Origin of the sequence: Actinomadura sp. KC216 (assembly GCF_004348535.1) — a bacterium.
In the GTDB taxonomy this organism is placed as follows: Bacteria; Actinomycetota; Actinomycetes; order Streptosporangiales; family Streptosporangiaceae; genus Spirillospora.
This window is the reverse complement of the sequence record NZ_SMJX01000102.1, coordinates 1-25,742: the sequence shown is the minus strand read 5'-3', so window position 1 is coordinate 25,742 and position 25,742 is coordinate 1. Positions and strand designations below refer to the sequence as shown.

Below are 25,742 nucleotides of genomic sequence, written 5' to 3'. Positions count from 1 at the left end.
GGGTCCGATCCCATCGGCTCCCCCCATCGAAGATCATTACGGCTGGCACGTGGCCCGTGGTAGGGACAGCCCCACCTCCCCCGCTTTCCCCTGCGTGGGCAGACGAATGGCGCGGTTCGGACTCCCGCCATTCCGCCCGCGGCACCGAACCGTCCGGGAAAGGACTTCCCTTAAGGCGAGAAATAAGGTAAGTTAACGATCGGTGTGCCGGGAAGTCTGGTCGGCGGGACAGGTTCTGTCTCCGACCAGAAGGGGTTTTATGACTCCCCGGCACTTTTTCGTTGCGCCGCGTCCTGTGCGGCGCGCCGCCCTTGCCCCGCCGCACGGCCTGACCGCCGCGGCCTGGGCGAGCGCGTTCCCAGATAGCTGAGCCCAGCCGCTCCACCCCTGATCAGGGGCTATTTCTTCGCACCACCTTTCCCGTCCGGCGACGGCGTTTTCCGGCGTCCCGGAGCGGTCAATGACGGCTCGATGCGGAAGCGTGCAATCACATGGGCGAATTCATCGACGCGGCGCTCGGTTTCCCGGCCGCGCTTTTCACCTTCTCCCTTCTCGTCGTCGCCGGGTACTGGACGCTCGTCCTGCTCGGCGGCCTGGGAATCGACGTCCTCGGCGGCGCCGATGCCGACACAGGGGCCGGCATCGGCGGCGAGACCGGGGCCGGGACCCTGGACGGAGGGGCCGGGCCCGAGGACGGCGCGGACGGGTTCGTCGCCGAGCGGCTGGCCGTCCTCGGGCTCGGCGGCGTCCCGGCCACGGTCGTGCTGTCGCTGCTGATCGCGCTCGCGTGGTTCGCCGCGCTGTCCGGCTCGGCGCTGTCCGACGGCCCCCTCGCGCGGACGCTGGTGCTGCCGGTGGCGCTGGCCGTCGCGTGGTTCGGGACGCGCGTCGCGGTCCTGCCGCTGCGCCGCGTCTTCCAGAACCCCGTCGCGGCGTCGCTCCGCGACTTCGTGGGCCTGCCCTGCGTCATCCGCACCGGGCGGGTCGGCCCGGACTTCGGGCAGGCGGAGGTCATCGCGGCCGACGGGTCGTCCGCCATCGTCCAGGTGCGGCAGCCCGCGATGGACGTCCCTGTCGCGGGCGCCGCGGCGGACGCGGCGGAGGGCGCCGGGCTCACCGCCGGAAGCAAGGCCCTGATCTTCGACTTCGATCCCGGCGGCCAGTTCTTCTGGGTCATGCCGCACGACGCGGCCTTCGGCCCGCCCGAGAACGCCTCTCACTGATACCCAGCAGACAGGGATATCGATGGACACCATCACGATAGGAGCCGGTGTGCTCCTCGCACTCGCCCTGCTCGTCGCCCTCGGCCTGGTGCTGATGGTGACCCGGCTGTTCCGCAAGGTCGAGCAGGGCCGGGCGCTGATCATCTCCAAGCTCAGGAAGGTCGACGTCACGTTCACCGGCGCGGTCGTGCTGCCCGTGCTGCACAAGGCCGAACTGATGGACATCTCGGTCAAGACGATCGAGATCGAGCGCACCGGACGGGACGGGCTGATCTGCAAGGACAACATCCGCGCCGACATCCGCATCACGTTCTTCGTCCGTGTCAACAAGACCGTCGAGGACGTGATCAAGGTCGCGCAGGCGATCGGCACCGAGCGCGCCAGCAGCCGCGAGACGCTGCAGGAGCTGTTCGCGGCCAAGTTCTCCGAGGCGCTGAAGACCGTCGGCAAGCACCTCGACTTCGCCGACCTCTACACGCGCCGCAACGAGTTCCGCGACCACATCATCCGGGTCATCGGCACGGACCTGAACGGCTACAGCCTGGAGGACGCGGCGATCGACTACCTGGAGCAGACGTCGCTGCTGTCGCTGGACAAGACGAACATCCTGGACGCCCAGGGCATCCGGAAGATCACCGAACTGACCGCGATCGAGCACGTCCGGACCAACGAGCACGCCCGCAACGAGGAGAAGGAGATCACCCGCCAGAACGTGGAGGCGCGCGAGGCGATCCTGGAGCTGGAGCGCCGCCAGGCGGACGCGGAGCTGCGGCAGGCGCGCGAGGTCGAGACCGTCCGGGCGCGGGAGGAGGCGGAGATCGAGCGGGTGAAGGCGGAGGAGCGGCTCCGCGCGCAGACCGCGCACATCCGGACCGACGAGCAGCTCGGCGTCCAGCACGAGAACAAGGAGCGCGAGGTGTCGGTCGCCGCGAAGAACAAGGAGCGGGTCCTCGCGATCGAGAGCGAGCGGATCGAGAAGGACCGCGTCCTGGAGGTCATCGCCCGCGAGCGGGAGACGGAGCTGACCCGGATCGCCGCCGACAAGGAGGTCGAGGCGGAGAAGCGGGAGATCGCGAACGTCGTCCGGGAGCGGATCGCGGTCGAGCGGACGGTCGCCGAGCAGGAGGAGGGCATCAAGCGGCTCCGCGCGGTCGAGGAGGCCGAGCGCGCCCGCCAGTCGGTGATCATCCACGCGGAGGCTGAGGCGCAGGAGAACCTCGTCAAGGACATCAAGGCGGCCGAGGCGGCCGAGGCGGCGGCGCGGCACCGGGCCCGCGAGGAGCTGACGATGGCGCAGGCCCGGCAGGAGGCCGCCGAGCTGGACGCGCAGGCGAAGATCCGGCTGGCCGAGGGGCTGCGCGCGGAGGCCGCCGCGACCGGGCTCGCCGAGGTCCAGGTCCGGGAGCGGGACGCGGAGGCGATCGAGAAGGTCGGGCGCGCGGAGGCCGCCGTCGCGCAGGAGAAGGCGCTGGCCGAGGCGGCGCGCATCCGCGAGAGCCTCAAGGCGGAGGCCGAGGGCCTGACCGAGAAGGCCGGCGCGATGGCGGCGCTCGACGACGCCACCCGCCAGCACGAGGAGTACCGGCTGCGGCTGGAGGCGGAGAAGGACGTCCGTCTGGCCGGCATCGAGGTGCAGCGGCAGGTCGCGGAGGCCCAGGCCGGTGTGCTCGCGGCCGGGCTGGAGAACGCCGACATCAGCATCGTCGGCGGCGACTCGGTGTTCTTCGACCGGCTCGTCGGGTCGATCGCGCTCGGCAAGGGGGTGGACGGGTTCGTCCAGAATTCCGAGGTCGCGCGGGCGGTGGCGGGGCCGTGGCTGGACGGCTCGGGCAGCTTCACCGACGACGCCGCGAAGATCCTCGGCTCGCTCGGCGCGGGTGCGGGCGGCGTCCGGGACCTGACGCTGTCCGCGCTGCTGCTCCGCCTGATCAGGTCGGGCGGCCCGGACGGCCCGGCCCTGCAGAACCTCCTGGACACGGCCCGCCGCATGGGCATCGCCGACGCCCCGCTGACCACCGAGCCGCCGACCGCCGAGCCCGTGACCGGCGAGGCCAACCATGCCGTCAACGCCGTCCCGAACTGAGGCGCCGCCTGTGCGAGAGACATCGGTGAGTGAGAACGTCAGCGCGGGCGCTGAGCTGGACCACGGCACGTACGAGGTGCTGCGGGCGCGGCTCGCCGAGCACGCCGGGGAGCTGGCGCGGCGGGCGGAGGCGCTGAACGCCCGGCGGCTGGAGGTGTTCGGCGGCGCGGAGCTGCGCCCGGCGGGCACGGAACGGATCCGGACGGCGCACAGCTGCGTGCCCCGCGACGTGGTGGCGCTCGGCGACGTGCTGCTGACCGGCTACAACGTGCTCCTCGGGCGGAAGCCGGAGACGGCCGTCGAGGACGTCTTCTCCCTGCACCGCCGCACCCGCGGCGAGAACGGCATCGCGTTCGCCCAGGCCGGGGCGGACGCGGTGCCGGGCCTCCTGGACGATCCGAGGTTCCAGCGCGACTTCGCCGACATCCACCGGTACTACCGGCAGGCGCGGCTGCTCCAGCTGCGGCTCGTCGACGGGCGGCTGCTCGCGGTGTTCCAGACCGGCCCGCGCCTGTCGGACCTGCGCGTCCTGCGGTGGCGGACGTTCCCGGACGGCCGCGTCGCCTACGAGGACAACCAGGGCTACCGCGACCACGCGTTCCCGCCGCCGCACGACGTCGACTGGATCGAGACGACGCGGGACGACCACGTCCCCGGCCGCCACCCGCACATCTCGATCGGCGGCGAGGTGTTCGTCGCGACGATCGGCGGGACCCTCACCGTCAAGATCGAGGACGACACCGGCACCGGCGCGGGGATCCACTCCGAGCCGGTGGACGAGCCGCTGCAGTCCCTCGCGGACGCCGACGTCCTGTACGCGCGGGTAGGGGCGCTGATCCTGCTGCGGATCCGGCCGTACAACGAGACGGCGTGGCGGCATCTGGTGTTCAACGTCCGGACGAAGGACGTCGTGCGGCTCGACGGGATCGCGCAGGCCTGCCGGCGGCTGCCGGACGACCACGGGATCATCTTCCCGGGCGGCTACCACCTGGACACCGGCGCGGCCAAGACGTTCGACACCGACGTCCGGGGGCTGGAGTACGAGCGCGCCGTCCGCTCCCCCAACGGCGAGGACGTCCTGTACGTGTTCCACTCGCGCGAGGACGGCCGGTCGCTGCTGCTGCCGTACAACGTGATCCGCAAGCAGGTCACGGCGCCGATCACGTGCCACGGGTACTCGCTGTTCGAGGACGGGACGCTCGTCGTCCTGCGCGGACTCTCGGGCGAGCCGACCCGCGTCCATCCGCTGCAGCTGTGGGCGACGCCGTTCGCGTCCGACGCGTACGCCGCCGCGCAGCCCGTCGGCTCGGGTCCGCTGGAGCGCATCGGGAACCCGGACCTGGTCCGCGGGGTCTCCGAGTGCCTTTCCGTCGCGCGGATGGTGGACGAGATGTCGCCGTCGACGCCGGTGTTCGAGGCGCTCATCGCGGCGTGCACGCGGGCGTCGGACCTGTACCCGTGGCTCGCGGCGGGCGATCTCGGCGACCTCGCCGCGCCGCTGGCGGACGTCCGCGCGACGGCGGGTCAGGTGCTGGACGAGTACGAGAAGGTCCGCGCCCTAACCGGCCGGGCGGAGGCGTCCGTGGCCGAGGCCGCGGACGCCGTCGCCACCCTGATCCGCCGTTCGCGGGCCGAGGTGCCGGGGAGCGCGGACGCCTGGATCACCCGGCTCTCCGGTTTCCGCCGCGCCCAGGGGCGCCTGGAAACCCTCCGCGACCTCCGGTACGCCGACACGGCGCGGATCGACGAGCTTTCCGCGTCCGTCCTGGCGGAGCTGGGGAACGCGGGACAGGCCGCGGTCGAGTTCCTCCAGCACGCGGACGCCTTCACCGGCTACCACGCCGAGGTCGGCCGCATCACCGAGGCCGCGGGCGCCATCGAGACCGCCGCCGACGCGGCGCCGCTCGCCGACCTCCTCGACGCGCAGAACGAGGGCCTGGAGATCGTCACCGAGGTCGTCGGCGATCTCGACATCACCGACGCGACCGCACGCACCGCGATCCTCGAACGGGTCGGTGAGGTCCTCGGCGGCCTCAACCGGGCCCGCGCCGTCCTGGACAACCGGCGCCGCGACCTCCTCGCCCGCGAGGGTCGCGCCGCGTTCGCCGCCGAGCTGGCGCTCCTCGACCAGTCCATCGCCGGGGCCCTCGCCACCGCCGCCACGCCCGAGGACTGCGACGAGCGGCTCGGCCACCTGCTACTCCGGCTGGAGACCCTGCAGGCCCGCTTCGCCGACCTGGACGACTTCCTTTCCGAGCTGGAGACGAAGCGCACGGAGGTCTACGAGGCGTTCTCGTCCCGCAAGCAGACGCTCCTGGACGAGCGCGCCCGCCGCACCGACCGGCTCACCGAGTCGGCGGACCGCATCCTGTCCGGCGTCCGCCGCCGCGCCGCCGGGCTCGCCTCTCCGGACGAGGTCGCCGCGTACTTCGCCACCGACGCCATGGTGGCGCGGCTCCGCGCGATCGCCGACGAGCTGCGCGCCCTGGACGACGGCGTCCGCGCCGAGGAACTGGACGGCCGGATCAAGGCCGCCCGCCAGGAGGCGGGGCGCGCCCTCCGCGACCGCCTGGACCTGTACGGCGACGACGGCGGGACGATCCGGCTCGGGCGGCACCGCTTCGCGGTGAACACGCGTCCGATCGAGCTGACCCTCGTCCCGCACCGGGACGCGCTCGCCTTCGCGATCACCGGCACCGGCTACCGCGCGCCCGTCCGCGACGAGGCGTTCGCCGCGACCCGCCACCTGTGGAACCAGGCCCTCGTCTCGGAGACACCGGAGACGTACCGCGCCGAGTACCTGGCGACGTCGATCCTCGCGGAGAAGGCCCCCGATGTTCTGCATCGCGCCGCAACGGATGGCCGCCTGCTGGCCCTCGTCCAGGAGACGGCCGCCGACCGCTACGACGAGGGGTACGAGCGCGGCGTCCACGACCACGACGCGGCCCGCATCCTGGAAACGCTGCTGCGCCTCCACACCGACGCGGGCCTGCTCCGCTACCCGGGCCCGGCCCGCGCCACCGCCCAGCTGTTCTGGGCCTTCGGCACCGAGCCCGCCGACCGCGCCGCCTGGACGACCCGCGCCCGCTCCCTCGTCCGCGCCCGCCGGACGTTCGGGCACTCCGCCGCCCTGCCCGACCTGACCGCCGAGCTCACCACGTCCATCACCGGTTTCGCCGAGCGCACGCGCCTCGCCGGACGGGACGCGCCGCTCGCGGCGGGGTATCTGATCGAGGAGCTGGCCACGTCGCCCGACGGCTTCGTCACCAGCCAGGCAGCCCGCGACCTGCTGAAGAGCTTCGGCCAGAAACACCGCACCGCCCTGGATGACGACCTGCGCGCCCTGGGCGACGGCGACCTGGCCGCCCGCCACCAGCTCGCCGAAGCCTGGCTCCACTCCTTCGGCGAGAACGGCGACGACATTCCAGAGGCCGTCGCCACCGTTCTCTGCCCCGTCACCCGCTACGACTCCCCCGCCGCGCTGACCGCCACCATCGACGGCCTTCTCGGCAACCACGCCCGCATCGCCGACCGCCGCCTCGACCTCCGCCTGGACGAGCTGCTCACCCGGACGCACCGTTTCCGCACCGAACGGGTCCCGGCGTTCCGCGCCTACCAGAAACAGCGCAACGACCTGATCGCGGCGGAGGAACGGCGCCTCGGAATCGCCGGCCTGAAGCCCCGCACGATGAGCGCGTTCGTCCGCAACCGCCTGGTCGACGAGGTGTATCTGCCGCTCATCGGCGACAATCTCGCCAAGCAATTGGGCGCCGCGGGCGACGGCAAGCGCACAGACCACATGGGTCTGCTCCTCCTCATCTCCCCGCCCGGCTATGGCAAGACGACCCTGATGGAATACGTCGCCGACCGCCTGGGCCTTGCCCTCGTCAAGGTGGACGGCCCCGCCCTCGGCCACGACGTCACCTCACTCGACCCCGCGAAGGCCCCGAACGCGACCGCCGCCCGCGAGGTCGAGAAGATCAACTTCGCCCTCGACATGGGCGACAACGTGATGCTCTACGTGGACGACATCCAGCACACCTCCCCGGAATTCCTCCAGAAGTTCATCCCGCTCTGCGACGCCCAGCGCCGCATCGACGGAGCGGCGCGCACCTACGACCTGCGCGGAAAACGGTTCGCCGTCTGCATGGCCGGGAACCCGTACACCGAGTCCGGGCGGCGCTTCCGCATTCCCGACATGCTCGCCAACCGCGCCGACGTGTGGAACCTCGGCGACGTCCTGTCCGGCAAGGACGACCTGTTCGCGCTCAGCTACATCGAGAACGCGCTGACCTCGAACCCCGTCCTGGCTCCCCTGACGACCCACGACCGTGGCGACGTGGAACTCCTCGTCCGCCTGGCCTCCGGCGACGAGACCGTCCGCCCCGACCGCCTTTCGCACCCCTACTCCCAGACGGAACTGGACGAAATCCTTTCCGTCCTGGAAAAACTCCTCCACGTCCAGCAGGTCGTCCTGACGGTCAACCGCGCCTATATGGCGTCCGCCGCCCAGGACGACTCCGCACGCACCGAGCCCCCGTTCCGCCTCCAAGGCTCCTACCGCGACATGAACAAGCTCGCCGAACGCGTCCTTCCGGTAATGAACGCCGCCGAACTGGAGGCCGCGATCGACGACCACTACAAGGCCGAATCGCAAACCCTCACGTCGGACGCCGAAGCGAACCTCCTCAAACTCTCCGACCTCCGCGGCACGCTGACCCCACCGCAGGCCGAACGCTGGACGCAGATCAAAACCGCCTACCAGCGTTCCAGAACGCTGGCAGGCGACGCCGGCGATCCGTCTGTCGGGGCACTGCTCCACCTGGCCGACAAGCTGTCCGCGATAGAGGCGGCCCTGCGCGGCGGCCGGTGGCCGCAGCCGGACCCGAGGGAGGCCCCGGAAAAGCTTGACGATCTTCGCGGTTGATCCGGAAAATTCAGGCGTCCCCTCGCCGGGAATCGCCCGCGGGGCCGCCCCGAGAGGGTTCGTGAATGCCGCTCGCCATCGATCGGAACCAGAAGGTCGTCTTCGCGCACCGGAAGAACTTCGTCGGCAAACCGACCGCCTCCGGCTCGGTCTCCTGGGATTACAAGGGCGATGAGCATGTGATCGTCCGCCCGGAGGACGGGCGGCCCGCGGAAACGTGGAAGGTCACGTGCCGGGAATGCCGTCAGAAGCTGGAGTTCACCGTGCACAGCGTCGCGGGCGCCCGGCGGCGGCAGGCGCGCTGGCGGGCGATCGCCTGGACGGGGCTCGCCGTCCTCATCGCGAGCGTGGTCGGGTGCTTCGTCATCGGTGGCGCGGCGCTGGCCGTTCTGATCCCGCTCGCCGTCGCCGGGGCCGCCACCGGCTACTACGTCGGCGGGATCGCGTCGGACGAGATGGGCGTCACGGGGCACGGCGCCGGAATGCCGATCGTCGCGAAGCACTCCGTGACCCTGATCGAGTCGCGTCCAGCGGGCATGGAGGAACTCGTCTGCGAGAAGTGCGGGCACGAGGAGCCGTACCGCTGGGGCAGCCACATGCGCAAGGGGTATGTGGAGCGGCAGTATCGGGGGGCCAAGGCGCGGCTGGACGCCCACACCTGCCGCGCCCGGTAGCCGGGACGTCAGGGGCCGGTGGGCGGGGGCGGGATGTCCTTGACTCCGTGCTGCCTGAGCGACATCTCCACGGCGAGGTCCCACCGGGCGGCCAGCTCCTCCGACATCGCGTACGCGTCGTCGCACATCGCCGCCGCGGCCGCCGCCGTGTCCCGGTCCCCGGCGCGCTCCGCGACGCGCCGCAGCATCTCCCCCGCGGCGATCTGCAGGTGGGCGGCGACGTAGGCGTCCCGCATGTGCTTGCCTGCGGGGTCGCGGCGGCTGCGGCCGAGCCCGCCCTCGACCACCGCCGCGAACAGCATCCCCGCGTCCCGCACGATGGACGGCGCGGACCCGTGGGCGTGCAGCCGGTCCTCGATCGCCCGCGTGTGCGCGCGGGACCGCTCGGCGTAGCGGCCGAGCGGCCTGCACATCTCCGGCTCGTTCGCCGCGGTGGTCAGCATCTCGCTGAGCGCGGCCTGCACATGCTGCTGCAGCGCGTGCGCGTCCTTGAGATAGCCGACCAGCTGCCGGTCGATCGTCGTCATGCGCGAAGCCTCGTCACCCGGACTTCTTCGCGCGACGCCGGCGGCGCGGCGCCGGCAGCTCCTTGACGATCACGGTGAGCGCGGCGAGCGCGAACAGCGCGATCATCAGGCGGGTCACACCCCGGCCGATGCGGTTTCCCTTTCTCATTTTCACTCCCTCCCCTGTCGATGCCCTTGGGGGCGACCGGACGGTCCCGTCCGGTCACGTTCATGCGGTCTGCCCGCGGAGGGCGGGGACGGTCATGAGGGTCCGCCACGCCTCGACCGGCAGCAGCGCGGTCGTCTCGTGGCGCCAGGGGGCCTGGCCGGTGCGCGGCGCGCCGTTCTCGCCGGGGTAGAAGATCGTCCCGTCGAAGGCCAGGTCGAGGGGGACGCCGCCGTCGTCCAGGGGGAGGTGGCGTCCGGCGGCGGCGCGGATGCCGTTCCGGCAGGGCAGCGTGAGCGTCAGTTCCGTCCCGCCGCGGAACGTCGGGACGGTGGCGCCGACGCGGGCCCACGACAGGCGGGCGGGCGCGATGGTCACGGTCGTGGTGAGCAGCACGCACTGCACGGCGCCGCCGTCCGTCCGGCGGAGCCCGACGCGCAGGCTCAGGACCGGCGCCGCCGCGGCGGTCCCGGCCTCGACCCCGAGCACCTCAAGGACGAGTTCGGGCGGTCCGTCCATGATCATCACGTCGGTGGGGTGCCCGGCGGGCGGGGCGCGAAACCCCGGCCATAGCCCGTGGCCGCGGGGATTGGGGAGATTTTCCGGTGCCATGCCGGACGCCTGCCGGAAACATCGCAGAAGTGTTGCTTGACCTTGAGTGCGCTCCAGCTCGTAGCTTCGAGCGCGATCGGCCGTTCGAGGGGCGATCGCCACAAGGGAGTGATTTGTCATGCGGTACCGCAAGCTCGGCCGTACGGGTGTCGAGGTCAGTACCCAGACCCTCGGCGCGATGATGTTCGGTGAGGTCGGCAACCCCGACTACGACGAGGTCGAGCGCATCGTCCACCGCGCGCTGGACGCCGGGATCAATTTCATCGACACCGCCGACATGTATTCGGCCGGGGAGAGCGAGAGGTTCGTCGGCCGCGCCGTCAAGGGCCGCCGCGACGAGGTCGTCCTCGCGACCAAGTTCTTCTTCCCGATGGGCGAGGACCGCACCAGGAGCGGCGGGTCGCGGCGCTGGATCGTCCAGGCGGTCGAGGACAGCCTCCGCCGCCTCGACACCGACCACATCGACCTGTACCAGATGCACCGCCGCGCTTGGGACACCGATCTGGAGGAGACGCTCGACGCGCTGACCGATCTCGTCCGCCAGGGCAAGGTGCTGTACATCGGCTCGTCGAGCTACCCCGCCGACCAGATCGTCGAGGCGCAGTGGGTCGCGGAGCGGCGCGGCACGGCGCGGTTCGTCACCGAGCAGCCGCAGTACTCGATCTTCGCGCGGGCGAACGAGGAGTTCATGCTGCCCGCGGCGCTGCGGCACGGCATGGGCGTCATCCCGTGGAGCCCGCTGGCGGGCGGCTGGCTGACCGGCAAGTACCGGCGCGGCGAGCAGGCCCCGGCCGGGTCCCGGTTCTCCGGGACGTCGCATCCGGCGTGGGAGCGGCGCGCCGTGGACGTGGACCCGAACTCCGCCGTCCGCTACGACGCCGTCGAACGCCTCACGAAGGTCGCCGAGAGCGCCGGGCTGTCGCTGACGCATCTCGCGCTGGGCTTCGTCACCGAGCATCCCGCCGTCACCTCGACGATCATCGGCCCGAAGACGCTGGAGCAGCTGGACGACCTGCTCGCCGGTGCCGACGTCCGGCTCGACACCGCCGTCCTGGACGCGATCGACGAGGTCGTCCCGCCGGGAACCGACATCGCCGGCATCGACCACCGCTCCGGCAACCCGGCCCTGACGCCGGAGAACCGCCGCCGCTCGGCCGCGAACGGGCCTGACGCCACGTCCCGGGCGGCCTGACCCCCGGACCGCCCCCTCCCCTTGGCCCGGCCAGGTTCAGGGAAGGGGGCGGCGGCCCAGGAAGGCGACCAGGCGGTCACCGGGTGCGGCGCCCGGAGCGGGCTCGACGGGGTCGGCGAACAGCGCGTGGCGCGGCGACTCGGGGACCACCAGCGGGCAGACCTCCAGCAGCTCGCCCGCCAGCGCCGCCGGGATGGGCGACCCGCGGCCCGACGCCTGCGCGATGTCCCAGCCGTGGACCGCCACCTCGATCGCCCCGGCCGCGGCCATCAGGTGACCGTCCAGGTGGCGGTCGCCGATCTCGACCGGGCCCGGCGCGAGGGCCGCGCGCAGCAGCCGGACGGCGCGCACCCGCACCGCCGACACCGGGTCCTCGTCCGGCGCGGGCGGCTCCGGCACCATGCCGACGCACCCGAAACGCATGCCGTCGTGCAGCGCCGCGAGGGAGTCGCGGAGGTGCAGCAGCAGCATCTCCAGGTCCCACGACGCGCACGGCGTGCGGCGGGACATCATGTCCGGCGTGACCGCCTGGACGGAGGTCAGCACGAAACCGATCGCGCGCTCCAGCAGCCCGCCGTCCAGGGAACCGGGCCACCGCGCATCCGCCCTCTTGTGCATCCGCGCTCCAATCGTGGTGATGGCCCTTGTTCTGTGGACCGTCACCACGGCGGAAAATCATCGGCCGGAACAGATCACGCGAGATCATCTACGCGGGAAGAGCGAAACGCCGCATCGAGCGTGAAATTCCCCCGTTCGCGTGGACCCCCCGGGCGGTTCACGACGCGACGCCGTCCACCATCTGCAACCGGATCGCGATCGACCGCGCCTCCGGAACGTCGAGCGTCTCGAACAGGTCGAGAGCCTGCCGCCAATGGATCCGGGCGGCGTCGGCACCCCGGAGATGCAGCACCGCCCCGGCGATCCCCTCGTGCGCCTTCCCCTCCCCGTACGGGTCACTGATGTCGCGGGCGATGGACAGCGCCTCCTTGTACTGGTCGAGCGCGGTGGTGTAGTGGCCGGAGGCGCGGTGCGCGTCCCCGGCGCCCAGCAACGCCCGCACGCGCTGGTGCGGATCTCCCACCTCGCGCGCCAGCCGTTCCGCGTCCTGGTGGTGGACGAGCGCCTCCGTCGGACGGTCCATCAGCAGATAGGTCACGCCGAGACTGTTCAGCGTGTCGGCGATGTTCCGCCGTTCCCCCGTCGCGCGGAACACGGCGATCGCCTCGCGATGGCAGCGCAGCGCCTCATGGTATTCGCCCTTGTACAGGTGGACGTTCCCGATGTTGCTTCGGAGAATGGCGTTGTTGCGGCCCTCGTCGATCCGGCCGAACACGCGGGCCGCCTCCAGATAATGCCGGACGGCGTCGCGATGGTAGCCGCGCTGCCGCTGCACTTCGCCGAGATTGTTCAGCGCCGCCGCCTCACCGCGATCGTCCCCGGTGCGCCGGTACCCGTCGAGCGAACTCCGCATGTGGACCATGGCCTCCTCGTAGCGGCCGAGATACCACAGGGCCATTCCCGCGTGGTCGAGCGCCTCCGCCTCGCCGTGCCGGTCGCCGAGCGACCGGTGGATTCCCCGGGATTCCCGGCAATGCGCGAGCGCCTCGCGGAACCGGCCGGTCGCCAGCAGGTAGATGCCCATCCGGTCGAGGACCTCGGCGGTGGCCGGCCGATCGTCCGCGGCCCGGTTCAGCGCGAGCGCCTGCTCGGCCGCTTCGAGCGCCTCGGTGAAACGTCCCGTGCGGGCGCGGGTGACGCTCAATTCGTACAGCGTCTGCGCGGTGAACGCCGCGTCGCCGAGTTCGCGCGCCGCCCGGAGGGCCTCTTCCTGGGCTTCCCCGGCGGAATCATGGTGTCCGTGCACCTCCAGATAGCGGGAAAAGAGGTGCACCAGTAGCACACCGTCCTGCTTCCTTTCGCGCGCGATGGCGTGATGTGCCAGGGCGAGGCCGTTGCGCCATTCCTCGCGCATCCATGCCTGCGCCTCATCAAGGCTCGGTGGCGCGGCTTCGTCCGCCGCCGTCCTTTCCGGAATGGGAATCCTGCGTCGGTGCGGATGCAGGACGCGGTCCGCGCGATGGGCGCGTCCGAGGAAATGGTTCAGCAGGCGTCCGAGGGCGCGCCTGCGATCCCCGTTGGAGTCCTCGGCGAACGCGCGGCAGCGGGCGAACGCGCGAACGAGATCGTGCATGCGCAGGCGTCCGGGCCGGTGCTCGTCCACGAGGTGGTGGTCCAGCAGGGTCTCGATGGCGCCGTCCACCACGTCGGCCGGGCATCCGCTCAGGACGGCGGCCGCCCGCGTCCCGATCTCTGCGCACGGGCTCAGGCCCAGCCGCCGGAAGACCGTCCGCTGGTCGTCGGTAAGGGCGCGGTAGGAGAGCTCGAACGCCGCCTCGGCCAGGTCCTCGTCCTCTTCGGGGAGCGCCGCCCCGTCGAGGTGGTCGTCCTGTGGGCTCGTCACGGCTCGTCCGGTGGCCACGCGCAGCGCCACCGGTAGCCGACCGCACCGGCGGACGATGTCGTCGACCCGCCCGGCGGTGAGGCGGTCGCCCGCGATGCCGCGGACGAGGGCGCGTGCCTCGTCCATGCCGAGAACGTCGAGGGGCAGGTAGCTCGCGCCGGGTAGCCCGCCCAGCCGCCGCCTGCTGGTGACGAGGAACCGGGCCGGTCCGGCGGCGGTGATCGCGCTGATCTGCGCCACGCCGGTGGCGTCGTCCAGGACGACGATCGCGCGCCGCCCGCACAGTTCCCGCCGCCACAGCGCGACGCGGCCTTCGAGATCGGCCGGGATCCGCCTGGCCGGGACGCCGAGCTGCGGGAGCAGCTCGGCGAGCGCGGCGTGCGGCGACATCGGCGGCCGGTCCGGGTCGTGCCCGCGCAGGTGCAGGTAGAGCTGGGCGTCCGGATACCGGTGCGCGAGCATGCGCGCCGCGCGCATGGCGAGCGCGCTCTTCCCGACGCCCGCCAGGCCGGTGATGACCGAGATCCGCGCGGGAGCCCCACCGGCCTCGGCGGCCGGGCGGGTGAGGACGTCGAGCTCCGCGTCCCGTCCGGTGAAGTCCGCGATGTCGGGCGGCAGCAGGTCGTCCGGGAACAGCGCGGTGGGCTGCGGGGCGGCGCCGGGGCCGGGCGGTGCGGTGGCGGACGGCGGGACGGCGCGGCGGTACCGCGGGGTCGCGGCCAGGTCGAGGTCGCGCCGGAGTATCCGCGCGTGAAGGTCGCGCAGCCGCTCCCCGGGCTCGGTGCCCGTCTCGTCGGCGAGCAGCCGGTGCACGCGCCGGTAGACGGCGAGCGCGTCCGCGTGCCTGTCGCACCGGTAGAGCGCGGTCATGAGCAGCGCGGCGGCGCGCTCGTCGAACGGGTTCGCGGCTGTGAGCCGGGACAGGTCGCCGACGACGACGTCATGCAGGCCCAGCCGCAACTCCGCCTCGATCCGCTCCACCTTCGCGACGTGGAGTTCCTCGCGCAGGCTCGTGCGCAGGTCGCGCGCCCAAGCGCCGGGCAGCCCGGCGAGCGGCTCGTCGCCGCGCCAGAGCGCCTCCGCCTCGATAAGCAGCGCGCGGCCGTGCTCGTCGTCCCCGCTGTCGGCGATGGCGCGCGCCTGGCGGCGCAGCCGCCGGAACCGGTGGAGATCGACCGCATCGGGATCGAGGGTGAGGACGTAGCCGCCCGGACCGTGCCCCAGCAGCGCGTTGCCCGCGCCCGCGTCCCTGAGCCTGCGGCGCAGCCGGGACAGATAGCTCGTGAGCGTCGCCCTCGCCTGAGCCGGTGGGTCCTGCCCCCAGATCCTGGCGGCCAGGGTGTCCGCGGAGACGGTGTGACCGCACTCGACGGACAGGACCGCCAACACGCAGCTCTCCTTCGGCGAGCCGGCGTCCAGCCGCCTGCCGTGCACGCTCAGCTCGACCGGACCGAGGAGCGCGACCTCCTCCATCGTTCCCTCCGTTTGACCCCGATACGGAAGGTCTCACACCAATTAGCCGGTTTCCACCCTACTGGCGCACCTTTGGGAGCTACCGGTATAAATGCACATTGTATTAGGGAACAAATGTTCGACCGGCCCGCCTTGGCGGACGGCGCCCGAAATCCTTATTGCCGGGCCTTGCTGACCGATTTGCGGAGATGATCAGCCGCCACGCGACCAAAACCGGCGTCTTAGGCATGACCGCAATAGACCCCGAACCTCACATGTCCCGCTAGGACCGGCTACGCTAGGGCAAGCCCGGCTCCCATCGATCATTGGGGCGCCGAAATGTACGCCTTCGGGTGCGCGCGGCCGCATGCCCGAAAGGCTCGCCATAGATAAGGAGCACTCCGTGCTTCCCATTTTCATTTGGTAGCGAATGACCGGGGTGGGACACTCCGCTGAGAGTTTCATCCCGGTCATTCGATGCCGCTGACCATTCCCGCCCCCACCTGGGCCTCGATGAAATCGTCCAGCGCTTCTCAAGGAGTTCATCAAACGTCGGCGCGCACCTTGGCTTCGAGGCGGTCATCCAGGTCGCCGCGTCAATCGGGGCAAGGGGGACGCAATGTCTGTCGACGGATGGTCCATAGGACCGTTCGGCCTGGACAGCGGTGTAGGAGCGACCCTTCAGGGGCTGAACAAGGTCCTGATGGTCGTCCACCATCTGACGGCGGCGACCAGGCTCGCCGACGTCGCGCCGCTGGTCGAACGCGACCGGCGGATCCAGACCGTGTACACAGTGGCGCCGACGTCGCCGCGGGCGGCGGGCACGACCCGTCATCTCACCGCGTCCGGCGCGGTGGTCATCCCGTTCGCGCAGGCGGCGCAGACGTCGTTCGACCTGGCGGTCGCGGCGGGCGACGGCGCACTGGACCGGATCCACGCGCCGGTCCTGATACTCCAGCACGGCGCGGGTCCGGCCACGGTCGCGCGCCGCTGGGACGGCGCCGGGCCCGCGGTGGAACCGCCGATCGCGGGTCTGCGTCGCGAGGGGATCGTCGCGGGTGGGCGGGTCATCCCGTCCGTCCTCGCGTTCTCGCACCGCGACCACCGGGACCTGCTGGCGCGGATCTGCCCGGAGGCGCTGCCCGTGGTGCGCATAACGGGCGATCCCGCCCTTGACCGGCTGCTTGCCAGCGTCGCGTTCCGGGAGCGGCACCGCGAGGCGCTCGAGGTCGCGGACGGACGGCGGCTGGTCGTCGTCTCGTCCACCTGGGGGGCGCGGGCGCTGCTCGGACGGAACCGCGAGCTGGTCCGGCAGCTCGCGCTGGACCTGCCGTCCGAGCACTACCGCATCGTGCTGGCCGTGCACCCGGTGACCTGGGGTTTCCACGGGTATCGCCAGGTCAGGGCCTGGTTCGACGACTGCCTGCGGCTCGGTGTCGGGCTGCTGCCGTTCCACGAGGGCTGGCGCGCCGCGCTGGCGGCGGCGGACCTGGTGATCGGTGACTGCGGGTCGGTGACGTCCTACGCGGCGGCGGCCGGTGTTCCCGTGCTGCTCGGCGCGTTCCCCGCCCACGAGGTGCTGCCGGGGTCGGTGAGCGACCTGCTGGGCCGGCGCGCCCCGCACCTCACGCCGCACCGCCCCCTCCTCCCGCAGGTCGAGGACGCCATCGCGAACCCGTATCCGCCGGCGCCGCTGTGCGACCGGCTGACCTCGGAGCCGGGACGGGCGGCCGTGCTGCTGCGGCGCGAGATGTACTCGCTGATGGGCCTCGACGAGCCGGCGGAACCGCCGCCCACCGAGCCCGTCCCGCTGCCGGAGCTGATTCCGGCACACCGCGAGCCGAGCGGTCTGTCATGAGCGCACGCCACGAACGCGTCCGTCTCGTGCGGGCCCGCCTTGTGCGATCACCGGGGTCGGACGGCGGCGACGTTCACGTGACGGCGGACGGGCAGCACGACACGCTGAGCCTGGCGCTGACCCGCGTACACGTCACGGACGACCCCTCCCCCTCCTGCCCGATGCTCGACGAGCACCTGGCAGTGCACCTGGCGGATGGGGACGCCACCGGGTGGGCATCAATCGCCGACGTACTGCTCTACGACGGCGCCTGGCGGCCCCCTACAGGCTTCTACGGTGTGGTGGCCTGCGCGCTAGAGCCGGACGGACGCTGCGCCATCACGGTGAAGGACGAGCCCGGGACCACCCTCGTGGCGTCCCTGGACGACGCCGTCTGGGTCGCGTCGTTCGTCCACGCCTGGCGTGTCTCCGGGCGGCGCGCGGCGGCGCTCCTGTCCATGCGGATCACGGTCCGCCGAGTTCCGACAGCCGTTCCCTGATCTCCCGCGCCTGGTAGGAACCGAGTTCGTCGAGGACCGCGGCCGCCCGCTCAAGGTGGCCGCGCTCCGCGGCGGGGTCGCCGCGCCGCGCCGCGAGGCGCGCCCGCGCGACATGGATGTCCGCCAGGGAATGCCGCGCGCCGACGCGGGTCGCGGCCTCCTCCGCCTCGTCAAGGGCCGCGCCCGCCTCGGCGTCCCGGCCGTCGGCGGCGAGCGCGCCCGACAGCGTCCTGAGCGTCCGGGCGCGGTTGTAGTCGTCGCCGCGACCGGTGAAGAAGGCCAGCGCCTCGCGCAGGCGCCCGGCCCCTTCCCCGGGCCGGCCGGCGCGGACGAGCGCCTCCCCCAGGCGGCGGCTCATCATCGCCACATGCCGGGCGGCGTCTCCGGGCACGTCGTGGCAGGCTTCCAAGGCACGGGTGAAGGTCTCCGTCGCGTCGGCCACGTCGCCCTGGGCCAGCTGCGCGACGCCGAGGCATTCCAGTGCCGTCACCACGCCGTCGCTGTGCCCCGCGTCGCGTTCGAGGGCGAGCGCGTCCCGGCCGAGCCGCTCCGCTTCGCGGAATTCGCCAAGGTTCAACCGCGCGAACGCGAGCGCCTCCAGCATCCGGGCCCGCGCGACGGGATCGCCGAGCGCGGACGCCGACGCCAGGCCCATCTCATGGGTCTCGATCCAGATCGCATAGTGCTTGCGGAATGTCAGGACCCCCCACAGCGCTTCGCACATCTCCCACGTTTCGTGGTGCAGTCCGCGCCCGTGGGCATCGGAGACCAGATCGCGGAGAAGGGGCAGCTCGCCTTCGACCCAGGCGATGGCCTCCGGCGTACCGGGAAAGGAGACGGCAGGGGGCTCATCGTATTTGCGGCCCAGATGCCAGCGGTCGGGGATGATGGCGCGGTCGGCGGCCACCGCCATTCCCAAATAGTGGTCCACGATCCGGTGGAACGCCTCCGCCCTTTCCGGTTCGTGCTCCGGCCGGGCGGCCACCGAGCGGGCGTGCAGATGCGCCAGGTCGTGAAAGCGGAATCTGCCGTCCCGGTCGGCGTCGACCAGGTTCACGTCCACCAGGACGTCGAGGTCCCGCTCGACGTCCGCCGCGCCCGTCCCGGCCGCCGCCGTCGCCGCCGGGAGCCCGAACCACCCGTTCGGATGGACGCTCATCAGCCGGTACAGCCGCGCCGCCGACGGCGGCAGGTCCCGGTAGGTGACGTCGAAGACGGCCTGCACGGACAGATCCTCCTCACCGAGGACGGCCAGGCGCCGCCGCTCGTCTGCGAGTTCCCCGACCAGCCGCTCGATGCGCCAGTGCCCGCGCGTCGCCAGCCGGGCCGCGGACGTGCACAGCGCCAGCGGGAGCCGCCCGCACAGGGCGGTCAGCGACCGGACGGCCTGCGGTTCGGCCGCCGTCCGGCCGGTGCCGAGCATCCGGTCGAGCAGCTCGACGGCTCCGGTCTCGTCCAGCGGGTCCAGCGGCAGGAAGGACGCGCCGTCGACCGCCAGCCCCGACAGCCGCCGCCGGGACGTCACCGCCACCACCGAGGGCCCGTGGCCCGGCAGCAGCGGGCGGACCTGGGCCGCGGACGCCGCGTTGTCCAGCAGAATGATCAATCGGCGGCCCGCGGTGAGCGTGCGGAACAGGGCCGCCTGCTCGTCGAGGTCGGCGGGCACCGCCTCCGGCGCCACACCGAGGGCGCGCAGGAACCGTCCGAGCGACTCGCCCGGGGACGCGGGCGCCCCGGCGGAGAAACCGCGCAGGTCGGCGAAAAGCTGCCCGTCGGCGAATTCCGCGGCGAGGCGGTGCAGCCATGCCAGCGCCAGCGACGTCTTCCCGACGCCGCCGACACCGCTGATCACGATGACGGCCGCCTGCTCACGCGCGGCGTCGCCCAGCCGCCCGAGCATTTCCAGTTCCCGCGAACGGTCGGTGAAATAGGGGCGCGAGGCCGGCAACTGCGCGGGCACGGCCGGATACCCGGTGTTCGCGTGCAGATGTATCCCACCATGGACGGTGCCCGCCTGAACCACCGAACCGGACACGTCGGCACCGACTTCATTACGCAATGACGGCTTTTCGACCCGCCATTCCTCTGCATCGCTATCAGGCAAGAACCAGCTCCACCGGGGGGTGCGGACGCGCGGAATCCGGGTCAACATAACCCGGCCGCTCGGGCTCGGCAACCGATTCGGTTGATCATGCCAAAAGCTGTGAACGCAAATGTGGCGCCAACCTGACATCAGGGAATAGTTGGGAACGCTCTAATATTTCTAGACCCCTGCGACACTTCCGACCCTTTCGACCCAATGCGAACAAGGCGCGGGTGGAAACGGCTCTGACGTGATGAACTGAACGGATGACAGATCCGATGACCGTGGCCATCGCCACCGCCATGGCGGGCAAGGCCGTGGAGGTGGCGGGCGAACCGGTGCGCGCGGCCGTCGCCGAGATATCGCGCCGGGTCCGCGAGCGGTTCCGCGGCCGCCCGTCCGACGAGGCGGCGCTCGCCCGCGCGGACGACGAGCCCGAACTCCTCCAGGGCGCCGTCCTGCGCCTCTTCGACGAGGACCCCGACTTCCGCGCCGCCGCGGAGAACCTCTGGAACCAGGCGCAGACGATGGCGTCCGTGTCCGGCGACGGGGTCGTCAACATCTTCAACGGGCAGGCGCAGCGGGTCATCCAGGCGCGCGACATCACGGGCGACCTGAACCTCGGGTAGCCGAAGCCGCCGCCACGACATACCCCTGACCACGGGATCACTACACTCGGTGACACGTCGGCCACGTCGGGGCGGGGTGCATGGACAGCGAGGACAGGTCGGTCAGCAGCCTGTGGCGCCGTCCGCAGATGCGGTACTCGGTGCGGGGGCGCGCGACCCTGCTGACCGTCGCCGTCTCGGCGGTGATCCTGATGGGCGCGCTTCCCCTCGCGGGCTGGGTGCTGCGGGACTGGTTCCGGAACCAGAGCCAGAACCAGACCGAACGGACCGTCGAGCACAGGATCCTCGAACTCAAGCAGGGGGCGCGCGACAACCCGCTTCCCGTCGGCGAGGACGAGGCGGACCTGATCCAGGTGGTGGCGCCGGACGGGCGGGTCCTCGCCGCGAGCCCCGAGATGCGCGGACGCCCGGCGCTGGTGGTGCCAGGCGGGAGCGTGCTGGTCAACCGCAAGGAGTGTCCGCGCTACCAGTACCGGTGCGTCTGGGCCTACGGCGTCCGGTTGTCGGACTCGGTGTACCGGGGCGACGTGATGGTCATCGCGGCCTCGCCGCTGCCGCTGCTCACGGGCCTGCCGCTGCTGGTGCCGATCATGCTGCTGTTCCTGCTGGCCGTCCTGGCGCTGATCGCCGGGTGGACCTGGCGGACCGTCGGGCTGGCGCTGAACCCGGTGGAGCGCATCCGCGCGGAGATGTCGGAGATCGAGGCGGGCGACCTGAGCAGGCGGGTGCCCGTCCCGCACGGCGGCGGGATCCTCGTGCGGCTCGCCGAAACCGTCAACGACACGCTCGCGCGGCTGGAGGAGTCGTCCGGACGGGAACGCAGGTTCATCTCCGACGCCTCGCACGATCTGCGCAACCCGATCTCCGGACTGCAAATGCGGCTGGAGGTCGCGCTCGGCGAGCCCGAGGATCATCAGTTGCGGCCGATGGTCCAGGCGGCCCTGGTCGACGTCGGGCGGCTCACCGACATCGTCGAGGATCTGCTGGAGCTGTCGCGGCTGGATTCGCGCGCGCCGCTGCCGGTGGAGCGGGTCGATCTCGCGCGGCTGGTGCGGCGGGAGGTCGAGCGCCGCAGCGCCGGGGTGACGATCACGACCCGGCTGGAATCCGGGGTGTTCGTGCGCGCCGCCCCGGTGCGGCTCGCGCGCGTCCTCAACAACCTGCTGAGCAACGCCGAACGGCACGCGGAGAGCCGCGTCGAGGTGGCCCTGACGCGCGAGCGCGGCCAGGCGAGGCTGGAGGTGCTCGATGACGGCGCGGGCATCGCGGAGGACGCGCGGGAACGGGTCTTCGAGCGCTTCGCGCGGCTCGCGGAATCGCGCGACAGGGACCCCCGGGGCACCGGCCTCGGCCTGCCCATCGCCCGCGAGATCGCCGAAATGTACGGCGGGACGCTCACCATCCAGGACAGCCGGAAAGGCGCCCGTTTCGTGATGTCGCTGCCGCTCGACACAGAATGACGGGCAGACCCGGGGCGCGTTTTCAACCGCGCGTTAACCGGGAACCATAGAGCGGGAAAGTTTGATCACTACCGCCCCGTCCGCGTCCGCAGGGAAGTGATCAAGTGAGGCGAGCACTCCGGCTCCGGTTCGTGATCACCGTGGTGGCCGTTCTGACCGCGATGACCGGCTGCGGCGGCGGTGACGGCGGCGGTGGATCGGGCCGGGTGACGCTCACCTTCTGGACGTGGGTCCCGGGCATCGAGAAATCGATCGACCTGTGGAATTCCCAGAACCCGGACGTCCAGGTCGAGCTGGAGAGCATCACGGCGGGAGTGGACGGTGGCTACGCGAAGATGTTCTCCGCGGTCAAGGCCGGCGCGGCACCGGATGTGGCGCAGGTCGAATACTGGGAGATCCCGGCCTTCCTGCTCGAACAGGGGCTTGTCGAGCTGGGGAGGTACGGCGCCCGGCAGCATGCGGGCGAGTTCGTGCCGTGGCAATGGCGGCAGGGCGTGTTCGGCGACGGCGTGTACGCGATCCCGCAGGCGTCCGGGCCGATGGCCCTCTACTACCGCGCCGACCTGTTCCAGAAATGGGGCATCGAACCGCCCGCCACCTGGGACGCCTACGAGCGGGCCGCGCGGCGGATCCGCGCCGCCGACCCGTCCGCCCGCATCGGAACGTTCCCCCCGGCCAACTCGCAGTGGTTCGTCGCGCTGGCCTGGCAGGCGGGGGCGCGCTGGTTCGGCGCCGACGGGCGGTGGTCGGTGGGCATCGACGACGCCGCGACGCTCAGGGTCGCCGCGTACTGGGACAGGCTGCGCCGCGACGGGCTGATCTTCACGATGCCCGACGTCCACACCGAGTGGTACAAGGCCGTTCGCGACGGGAAGATCGTCGCGTGGCTGGGCCCGCAGTGGGGTGACGCGCTGCTCAAGGGCAACGCGCCGAACACCGCCGGGAAGTGGCGGGTGGCGCCGATGCCGCAGTGGGACCCCGCCAGGCCGGCGTCCGCGAACTGGGGTGGGTCCTCGACCGCGGTGCTGCGCGGGACGCGGCATCCGCGCGAGGCGCTCCGGTTCGCGCTCTGGCTGAACACGGACCGGCGCAGCGTCGACCACCTCATCGAGGGCGGGTACGGCTGGCCCGCCGCCGCGGGGATCGCGCGGGGATCGGCGCTGGACCGCGCCGACCCGTTCTTCGGCGGCCAGCGCTACAACGACGTGTTCGCCGAGGCCGACCGGCACGTCGACACCGGATGGCGGTGGGTCCCGACCACCGCGGCGATGCTCGACTCGCTGAACATCGGATTCACCGACGCCGCCGGTGGCCGGGGCGGTTTCGTCGAGGCCGTGCGGGCGGCGCAGCGGAGCACGGTGCGCGACATGCGCCGCAAGGGCCTCACCGTCGACGAGCAACGCCGATGAACGACCAAGCACCGATGACCGGGCAAGCACCGATGACTGAGCAAGCACCGATGACGACGCCGATGAACGAGTAGCGATCGAGGAGGCGCCCCCCATGACCCGTCCCACAGCAGGCGCACCGGGACGGCGGCACGCCCCGCTGCTGTTCTTCGGGCCGTTCGCGGTGGTGTTCCTCGCGTTCTTCGTCGTGCCGATCGGATACGCGGTGTGGCAGAGCTTCACCGGCGTGCGCCGCTCCGGACCGCTCGGGCTGAGCGAGAGCGAGACGACGTTCGCCGGCCTGAGCAACTATGCCGACGCGCTGACGCAGACGGGATTCACCGAGAGCCTGCTGCGCATCCTGCTCTTCGGCGTCGTCACGGTGCCCCTGATGATCTTCGCGGCGGTGGTGCTGGCGCTGCTGCTCGACTCGGCGGCGGCGGTGTGGCCGCGGTTCTTCCGGACGGTCTACTTCCTCCCCTACGGCATCCCGGGCGTGATCGCGTCGATCCTGTGGAGCTACCTGTACCTGCCGGAGCTGAGCCCGATCCTGGAGGTGCTGCAGAAGGCCGGCGTCACCGTCGAGCCGCTCGCCGGCGACTCGGTGCTGTGGGCGATCGCCAACATCGTGCTCTGGGAGTTCGCCGGCTACAACATGCTGATCATCGTCGCGCAACTGCAGGCGGCGCCGCGCGAGCTGTACGACGCGGCGCGGGTGGACGGGGCGAACGCGTGGCAGCTCACCTGGTATCTGAAGCTGCCGCTGATCCGTCCGGCGGTCGTGCTGGCCACGGTCTTCACGATCATCGGGACGGTCCAGCTGTTCGCCGAGCCGCTGGTGCTGAAACGGGCGGCGCCCGCCGTCACGAACGACTACACGCCCAACGTGTCCGCCTACAACCAGGCGTTCACCTACAACGACTACGGCCTCGCGGCGGCCGAGGCGGTGCTGCTCGCGCTCGCCGCGTTCGCCCTCTCGTTCGGCTTCCTGCGCCTGGCCGGCCGCGGCGGGCGTCCCGGAGGCGGTGGCCGATGAACGGCGAATGGCGGCCGATGAACAGGATGACCGGCGCCCGGGTGCTCGTCGTGGCGGTCCTCGCCGTCGCGGCCGGGTACTTCCTGGTGCCGATCTACTGGCTGGTCGTGGCGTCCACCAAGACCACCGACCGGCTGCTCGGCAGCTCGCCGCTCTGGTTCGCCGACCCGCGGCCGTGGCGGAACCTGACGGACCTGCTGACCTACGACGACGGCATCTACCTGCGGTGGCTCGGCAACACGGTGCTGTACTCGGGCGTCGGCGCGCTCGTCGCGACGCTGCTCGCGGCCGGTGCCGGGCACGCGATGGCGAAGTTCGACTTCCGCGGCCGGGAGGCGGCGTTCAAGGTCGTGCTCGGCGGGGTGCTGGTGCCCACCACGGTGCTCGCGCTGCCGCTGTACCTCATGTTCAGCCGCCTCGGGCTCGCCAACACGTACTGGTCGGTGCTGCTGCCCAGCGTGGTCAGCCCGTTCGGGGTGTACCTGTGCCGGATCTACGCCGAGGCGGCGGTGCCGGACGAGCTGCTCGAGGCCGCCCGCGTGGACGGCGCGGGCGAGCTGCGCATCTTCTTCACGATCGTGCTGCGCGTCATGTCGCCCGCGTTGGTCACGGTGTTCCTGTTTCAGCTGATCGGCATCTGGAACAACTTCTTCCTGCCGCTGGTGATGCTGTCCGACCCGGATCTGTACCCGATCCCGCTCGGCCTGCTGTCGTGGCAGTCGATCGTCGACCGGCAGCCGATCCTGTACCAGCTCGCGATCGGCGGCGCGCTGGTGTCGGTGGTTCCGCTGGCCATCGCGATCGTCGTCCTCCAGCGGTTCTGGCGGACCGGCCTCACCGAAGGGAGCGTCAAGGCTTGAACGATCGGGGCGGACGGGCGGAAGACGACCGAGCCGCGGCGCTGCGGGCGCGGCTCGGCGGCATCGGCTACGGCGGCGACTACAACCCCGAGCAGTGGCCCGAGGACGTCTGGGCCGAGGACGTCCGGCTCATGGCCGAGGCGGGCGTGAACCTGGTGTCGCTCGGCATCTTCTCCTGGGCGCGGGTGCAGCCGGAGCCGGACGCCTACGACTGGGGCTGGCTGGACCGGGTCATGGACCTGCTGGCGGACGGCGGCATCGCGGTGTGCCTCGCCACCATGACCGCCTCCCCTCCGCCGTGGCTGGCGCGGCTGCATCCGGAGACGCTGCCGGTCCGGCCGGACGGGAGCGTCCTGTGGCCCGGGGCCCGGCAGCACTTCACCCCGTCCAGCCAGGTCTACCGCGACCACGCGACCCGCCTCGTCGAGCGGCTCGCGACCCGGTACGCGCGCCATCCCGCGCTCGCCGCGTGGCATGTCGGCAACGAGTACGGCTGCCACGTGTCCGAGTCGTACGGGGAGGTCGACGCGGTGGCGTTCCGCGGCTGGCTGCGGCGCCGCTACGGGACGATCGACGCACTGAACGAGGCGTGGTCGACGACGTTCTGGTCGCAGCGGTACGCCGCGTGGGACGAGATCACCCCGCCCCGGCAC

The 25,742-nt window shown here is 71.8% G+C and carries 19 protein-coding genes; 13 read left to right on the top strand and 6 right to left on the bottom strand.

Annotated elements, in window-relative coordinates:
* Window positions 1–491 precede the first annotated feature (491 nt).
* The 4 genes from E1264_RS19400 (at window position 492) to E1264_RS19385 (ending at window position 8,907) form a co-directional block, all read left to right on the top strand.
* A complete protein-coding gene (locus E1264_RS19400) occupies window positions 492–1,223 on the top strand; it encodes a hypothetical protein (protein WP_132175445.1) in 732 nt (243 codons plus the stop codon).
* A gap of 22 nt (window positions 1,224–1,245) precedes the next feature.
* On the top strand, window positions 1,246–3,306 hold the full coding sequence (locus E1264_RS19395) for a flotillin family protein (protein WP_132175443.1): 2,061 nt from the start codon (window positions 1,246–1,248) through the stop codon (window positions 3,304–3,306).
* Window positions 3,281–8,233, top strand: coding sequence for a DNA repair ATPase (locus E1264_RS19390; RefSeq protein ID WP_132175441.1), 4,953 nt, complete (start codon window positions 3,281–3,283; stop codon window positions 8,231–8,233). Before E1264_RS19395 ends, E1264_RS19390 begins: the two co-directional genes overlap by 26 nt.
* Window positions 8,234–8,298: 65 nt before the next feature.
* Window positions 8,299–8,907, top strand: coding sequence for a hypothetical protein (locus E1264_RS19385; protein ID WP_132175439.1), 609 nt, complete (start codon window positions 8,299–8,301; stop codon window positions 8,905–8,907).
* Window positions 8,908–8,915: 8 nt separating this feature from the next.
* Here E1264_RS19385 and E1264_RS19380 read toward each other — a convergent pair whose 3' ends face one another.
* The 3 genes from E1264_RS19380 to E1264_RS19375 are packed head-to-tail and all read right to left on the bottom strand — an operon-like array spanning window position 8,916 to window position 10,098.
* Window positions 8,916–9,434, bottom strand: a complete 519-nt coding sequence (locus E1264_RS19380; protein WP_132175437.1) for a DUF892 family protein — start codon at window positions 9,432–9,434, stop codon at window positions 8,916–8,918.
* 13 nt (window positions 9,435–9,447) lie between these two features.
* The gene (locus E1264_RS45975) at window positions 9,448–9,582 is read right to left on the bottom strand and encodes a hypothetical protein (RefSeq protein WP_279491002.1); all 135 of its coding nucleotides are present in this window, start codon (window positions 9,580–9,582) and stop codon (window positions 9,448–9,450) included.
* 60 nt (window positions 9,583–9,642) lie between these two features.
* A complete protein-coding gene (locus E1264_RS19375) occupies window positions 9,643–10,098 on the bottom strand; it encodes a DUF6084 family protein (protein WP_132175435.1) in 456 nt (151 codons plus the stop codon).
* A 211-nt stretch (window positions 10,099–10,309) separates the two neighbouring features.
* Between E1264_RS19375 and E1264_RS19370 the strand changes: the two genes are divergently transcribed.
* Window positions 10,310–11,383: an aldo/keto reductase gene (locus E1264_RS19370; RefSeq protein WP_132175433.1), complete on the top strand. Its 1,074-nt coding sequence runs from the start codon at window positions 10,310–10,312 to the stop codon at window positions 11,381–11,383.
* Window positions 11,384–11,419: 36 nt separating this feature from the next.
* On the opposite strand, the gene E1264_RS19365 is transcribed toward E1264_RS19370, so the two are convergent.
* Window positions 11,420–12,001 carry a TIGR03086 family metal-binding protein gene (locus E1264_RS19365; RefSeq protein ID WP_132175431.1) on the bottom strand — a complete coding sequence of 194 codons (582 nt, stop codon included), beginning with the start codon at window positions 11,999–12,001 and terminating at the stop codon, window positions 11,420–11,422.
* A gap of 157 nt (window positions 12,002–12,158) precedes the next feature.
* Complete coding sequence (locus E1264_RS19360; RefSeq protein WP_132175429.1) at window positions 12,159–15,317, bottom strand: tetratricopeptide repeat protein; 3,159 nt, start codon at window positions 15,315–15,317, stop codon at window positions 12,159–12,161.
* Window positions 15,318–15,915: 598 nt separating this feature from the next.
* On the opposite strand from E1264_RS19360, the gene E1264_RS19355 reads away from it, so the two are divergent.
* On the top strand, window positions 15,916–17,154 hold the full coding sequence (locus E1264_RS19355; protein ID WP_132175427.1) for a hypothetical protein: 1,239 nt from the start codon (window positions 15,916–15,918) through the stop codon (window positions 17,152–17,154).
* Window positions 17,151–17,633, top strand: a complete 483-nt coding sequence (locus tag E1264_RS19350) for a hypothetical protein (RefSeq protein WP_132175425.1) — start codon at window positions 17,151–17,153, stop codon at window positions 17,631–17,633. The genes E1264_RS19355 and E1264_RS19350 overlap by 4 nt, the downstream gene beginning before the upstream one ends.
* On the opposite strand, the gene E1264_RS19345 is transcribed toward E1264_RS19350, so the two are convergent.
* Window positions 17,599–19,668, bottom strand: a complete 2,070-nt coding sequence (locus E1264_RS19345) for a hypothetical protein (RefSeq protein WP_132175423.1) — start codon at window positions 19,666–19,668, stop codon at window positions 17,599–17,601. The two genes, E1264_RS19350 and E1264_RS19345, sit on opposite strands and share 35 nt — an antisense overlap.
* A 326-nt stretch (window positions 19,669–19,994) precedes the next feature.
* Here E1264_RS19345 and E1264_RS19340 point away from each other — a divergent pair, with 326 nt between their 5' ends.
* The 6 genes from E1264_RS19340 to E1264_RS19315 all read left to right on the top strand — a co-directional run.
* Entirely contained in the window at window positions 19,995–20,345 is a 351-nt protein-coding gene (locus E1264_RS19340) for a hypothetical protein (protein WP_132175421.1), read from the top strand.
* 80 nt (window positions 20,346–20,425) lie between these two features.
* On the top strand, window positions 20,426–21,805 hold the full coding sequence (locus E1264_RS19335) for a HAMP domain-containing sensor histidine kinase (protein WP_243711026.1): 1,380 nt from the start codon (window positions 20,426–20,428) through the stop codon (window positions 21,803–21,805).
* A gap of 104 nt (window positions 21,806–21,909) precedes the next feature.
* The gene (locus tag E1264_RS19330) at window positions 21,910–23,214 is read left to right on the top strand and encodes an extracellular solute-binding protein (RefSeq protein ID WP_207936020.1); all 1,305 of its coding nucleotides are present in this window, start codon (window positions 21,910–21,912) and stop codon (window positions 23,212–23,214) included.
* A 94-nt stretch (window positions 23,215–23,308) separates the two neighbouring features.
* Window positions 23,309–24,229, top strand: a complete 921-nt coding sequence (locus E1264_RS19325; protein WP_132175419.1) for a sugar ABC transporter permease — start codon at window positions 23,309–23,311, stop codon at window positions 24,227–24,229.
* A gap of 17 nt (window positions 24,230–24,246) precedes the next feature.
* Entirely contained in the window at window positions 24,247–25,089 is an 843-nt protein-coding gene (locus tag E1264_RS19320) for a carbohydrate ABC transporter permease (RefSeq protein WP_243711025.1), read from the top strand.
* The coding region (locus tag E1264_RS19315) for a beta-galactosidase (protein WP_243711024.1) at window positions 25,086–25,742 on the top strand (657 nt) is incomplete at its 3' end. The genes E1264_RS19320 and E1264_RS19315, both read left to right, overlap by 4 nt.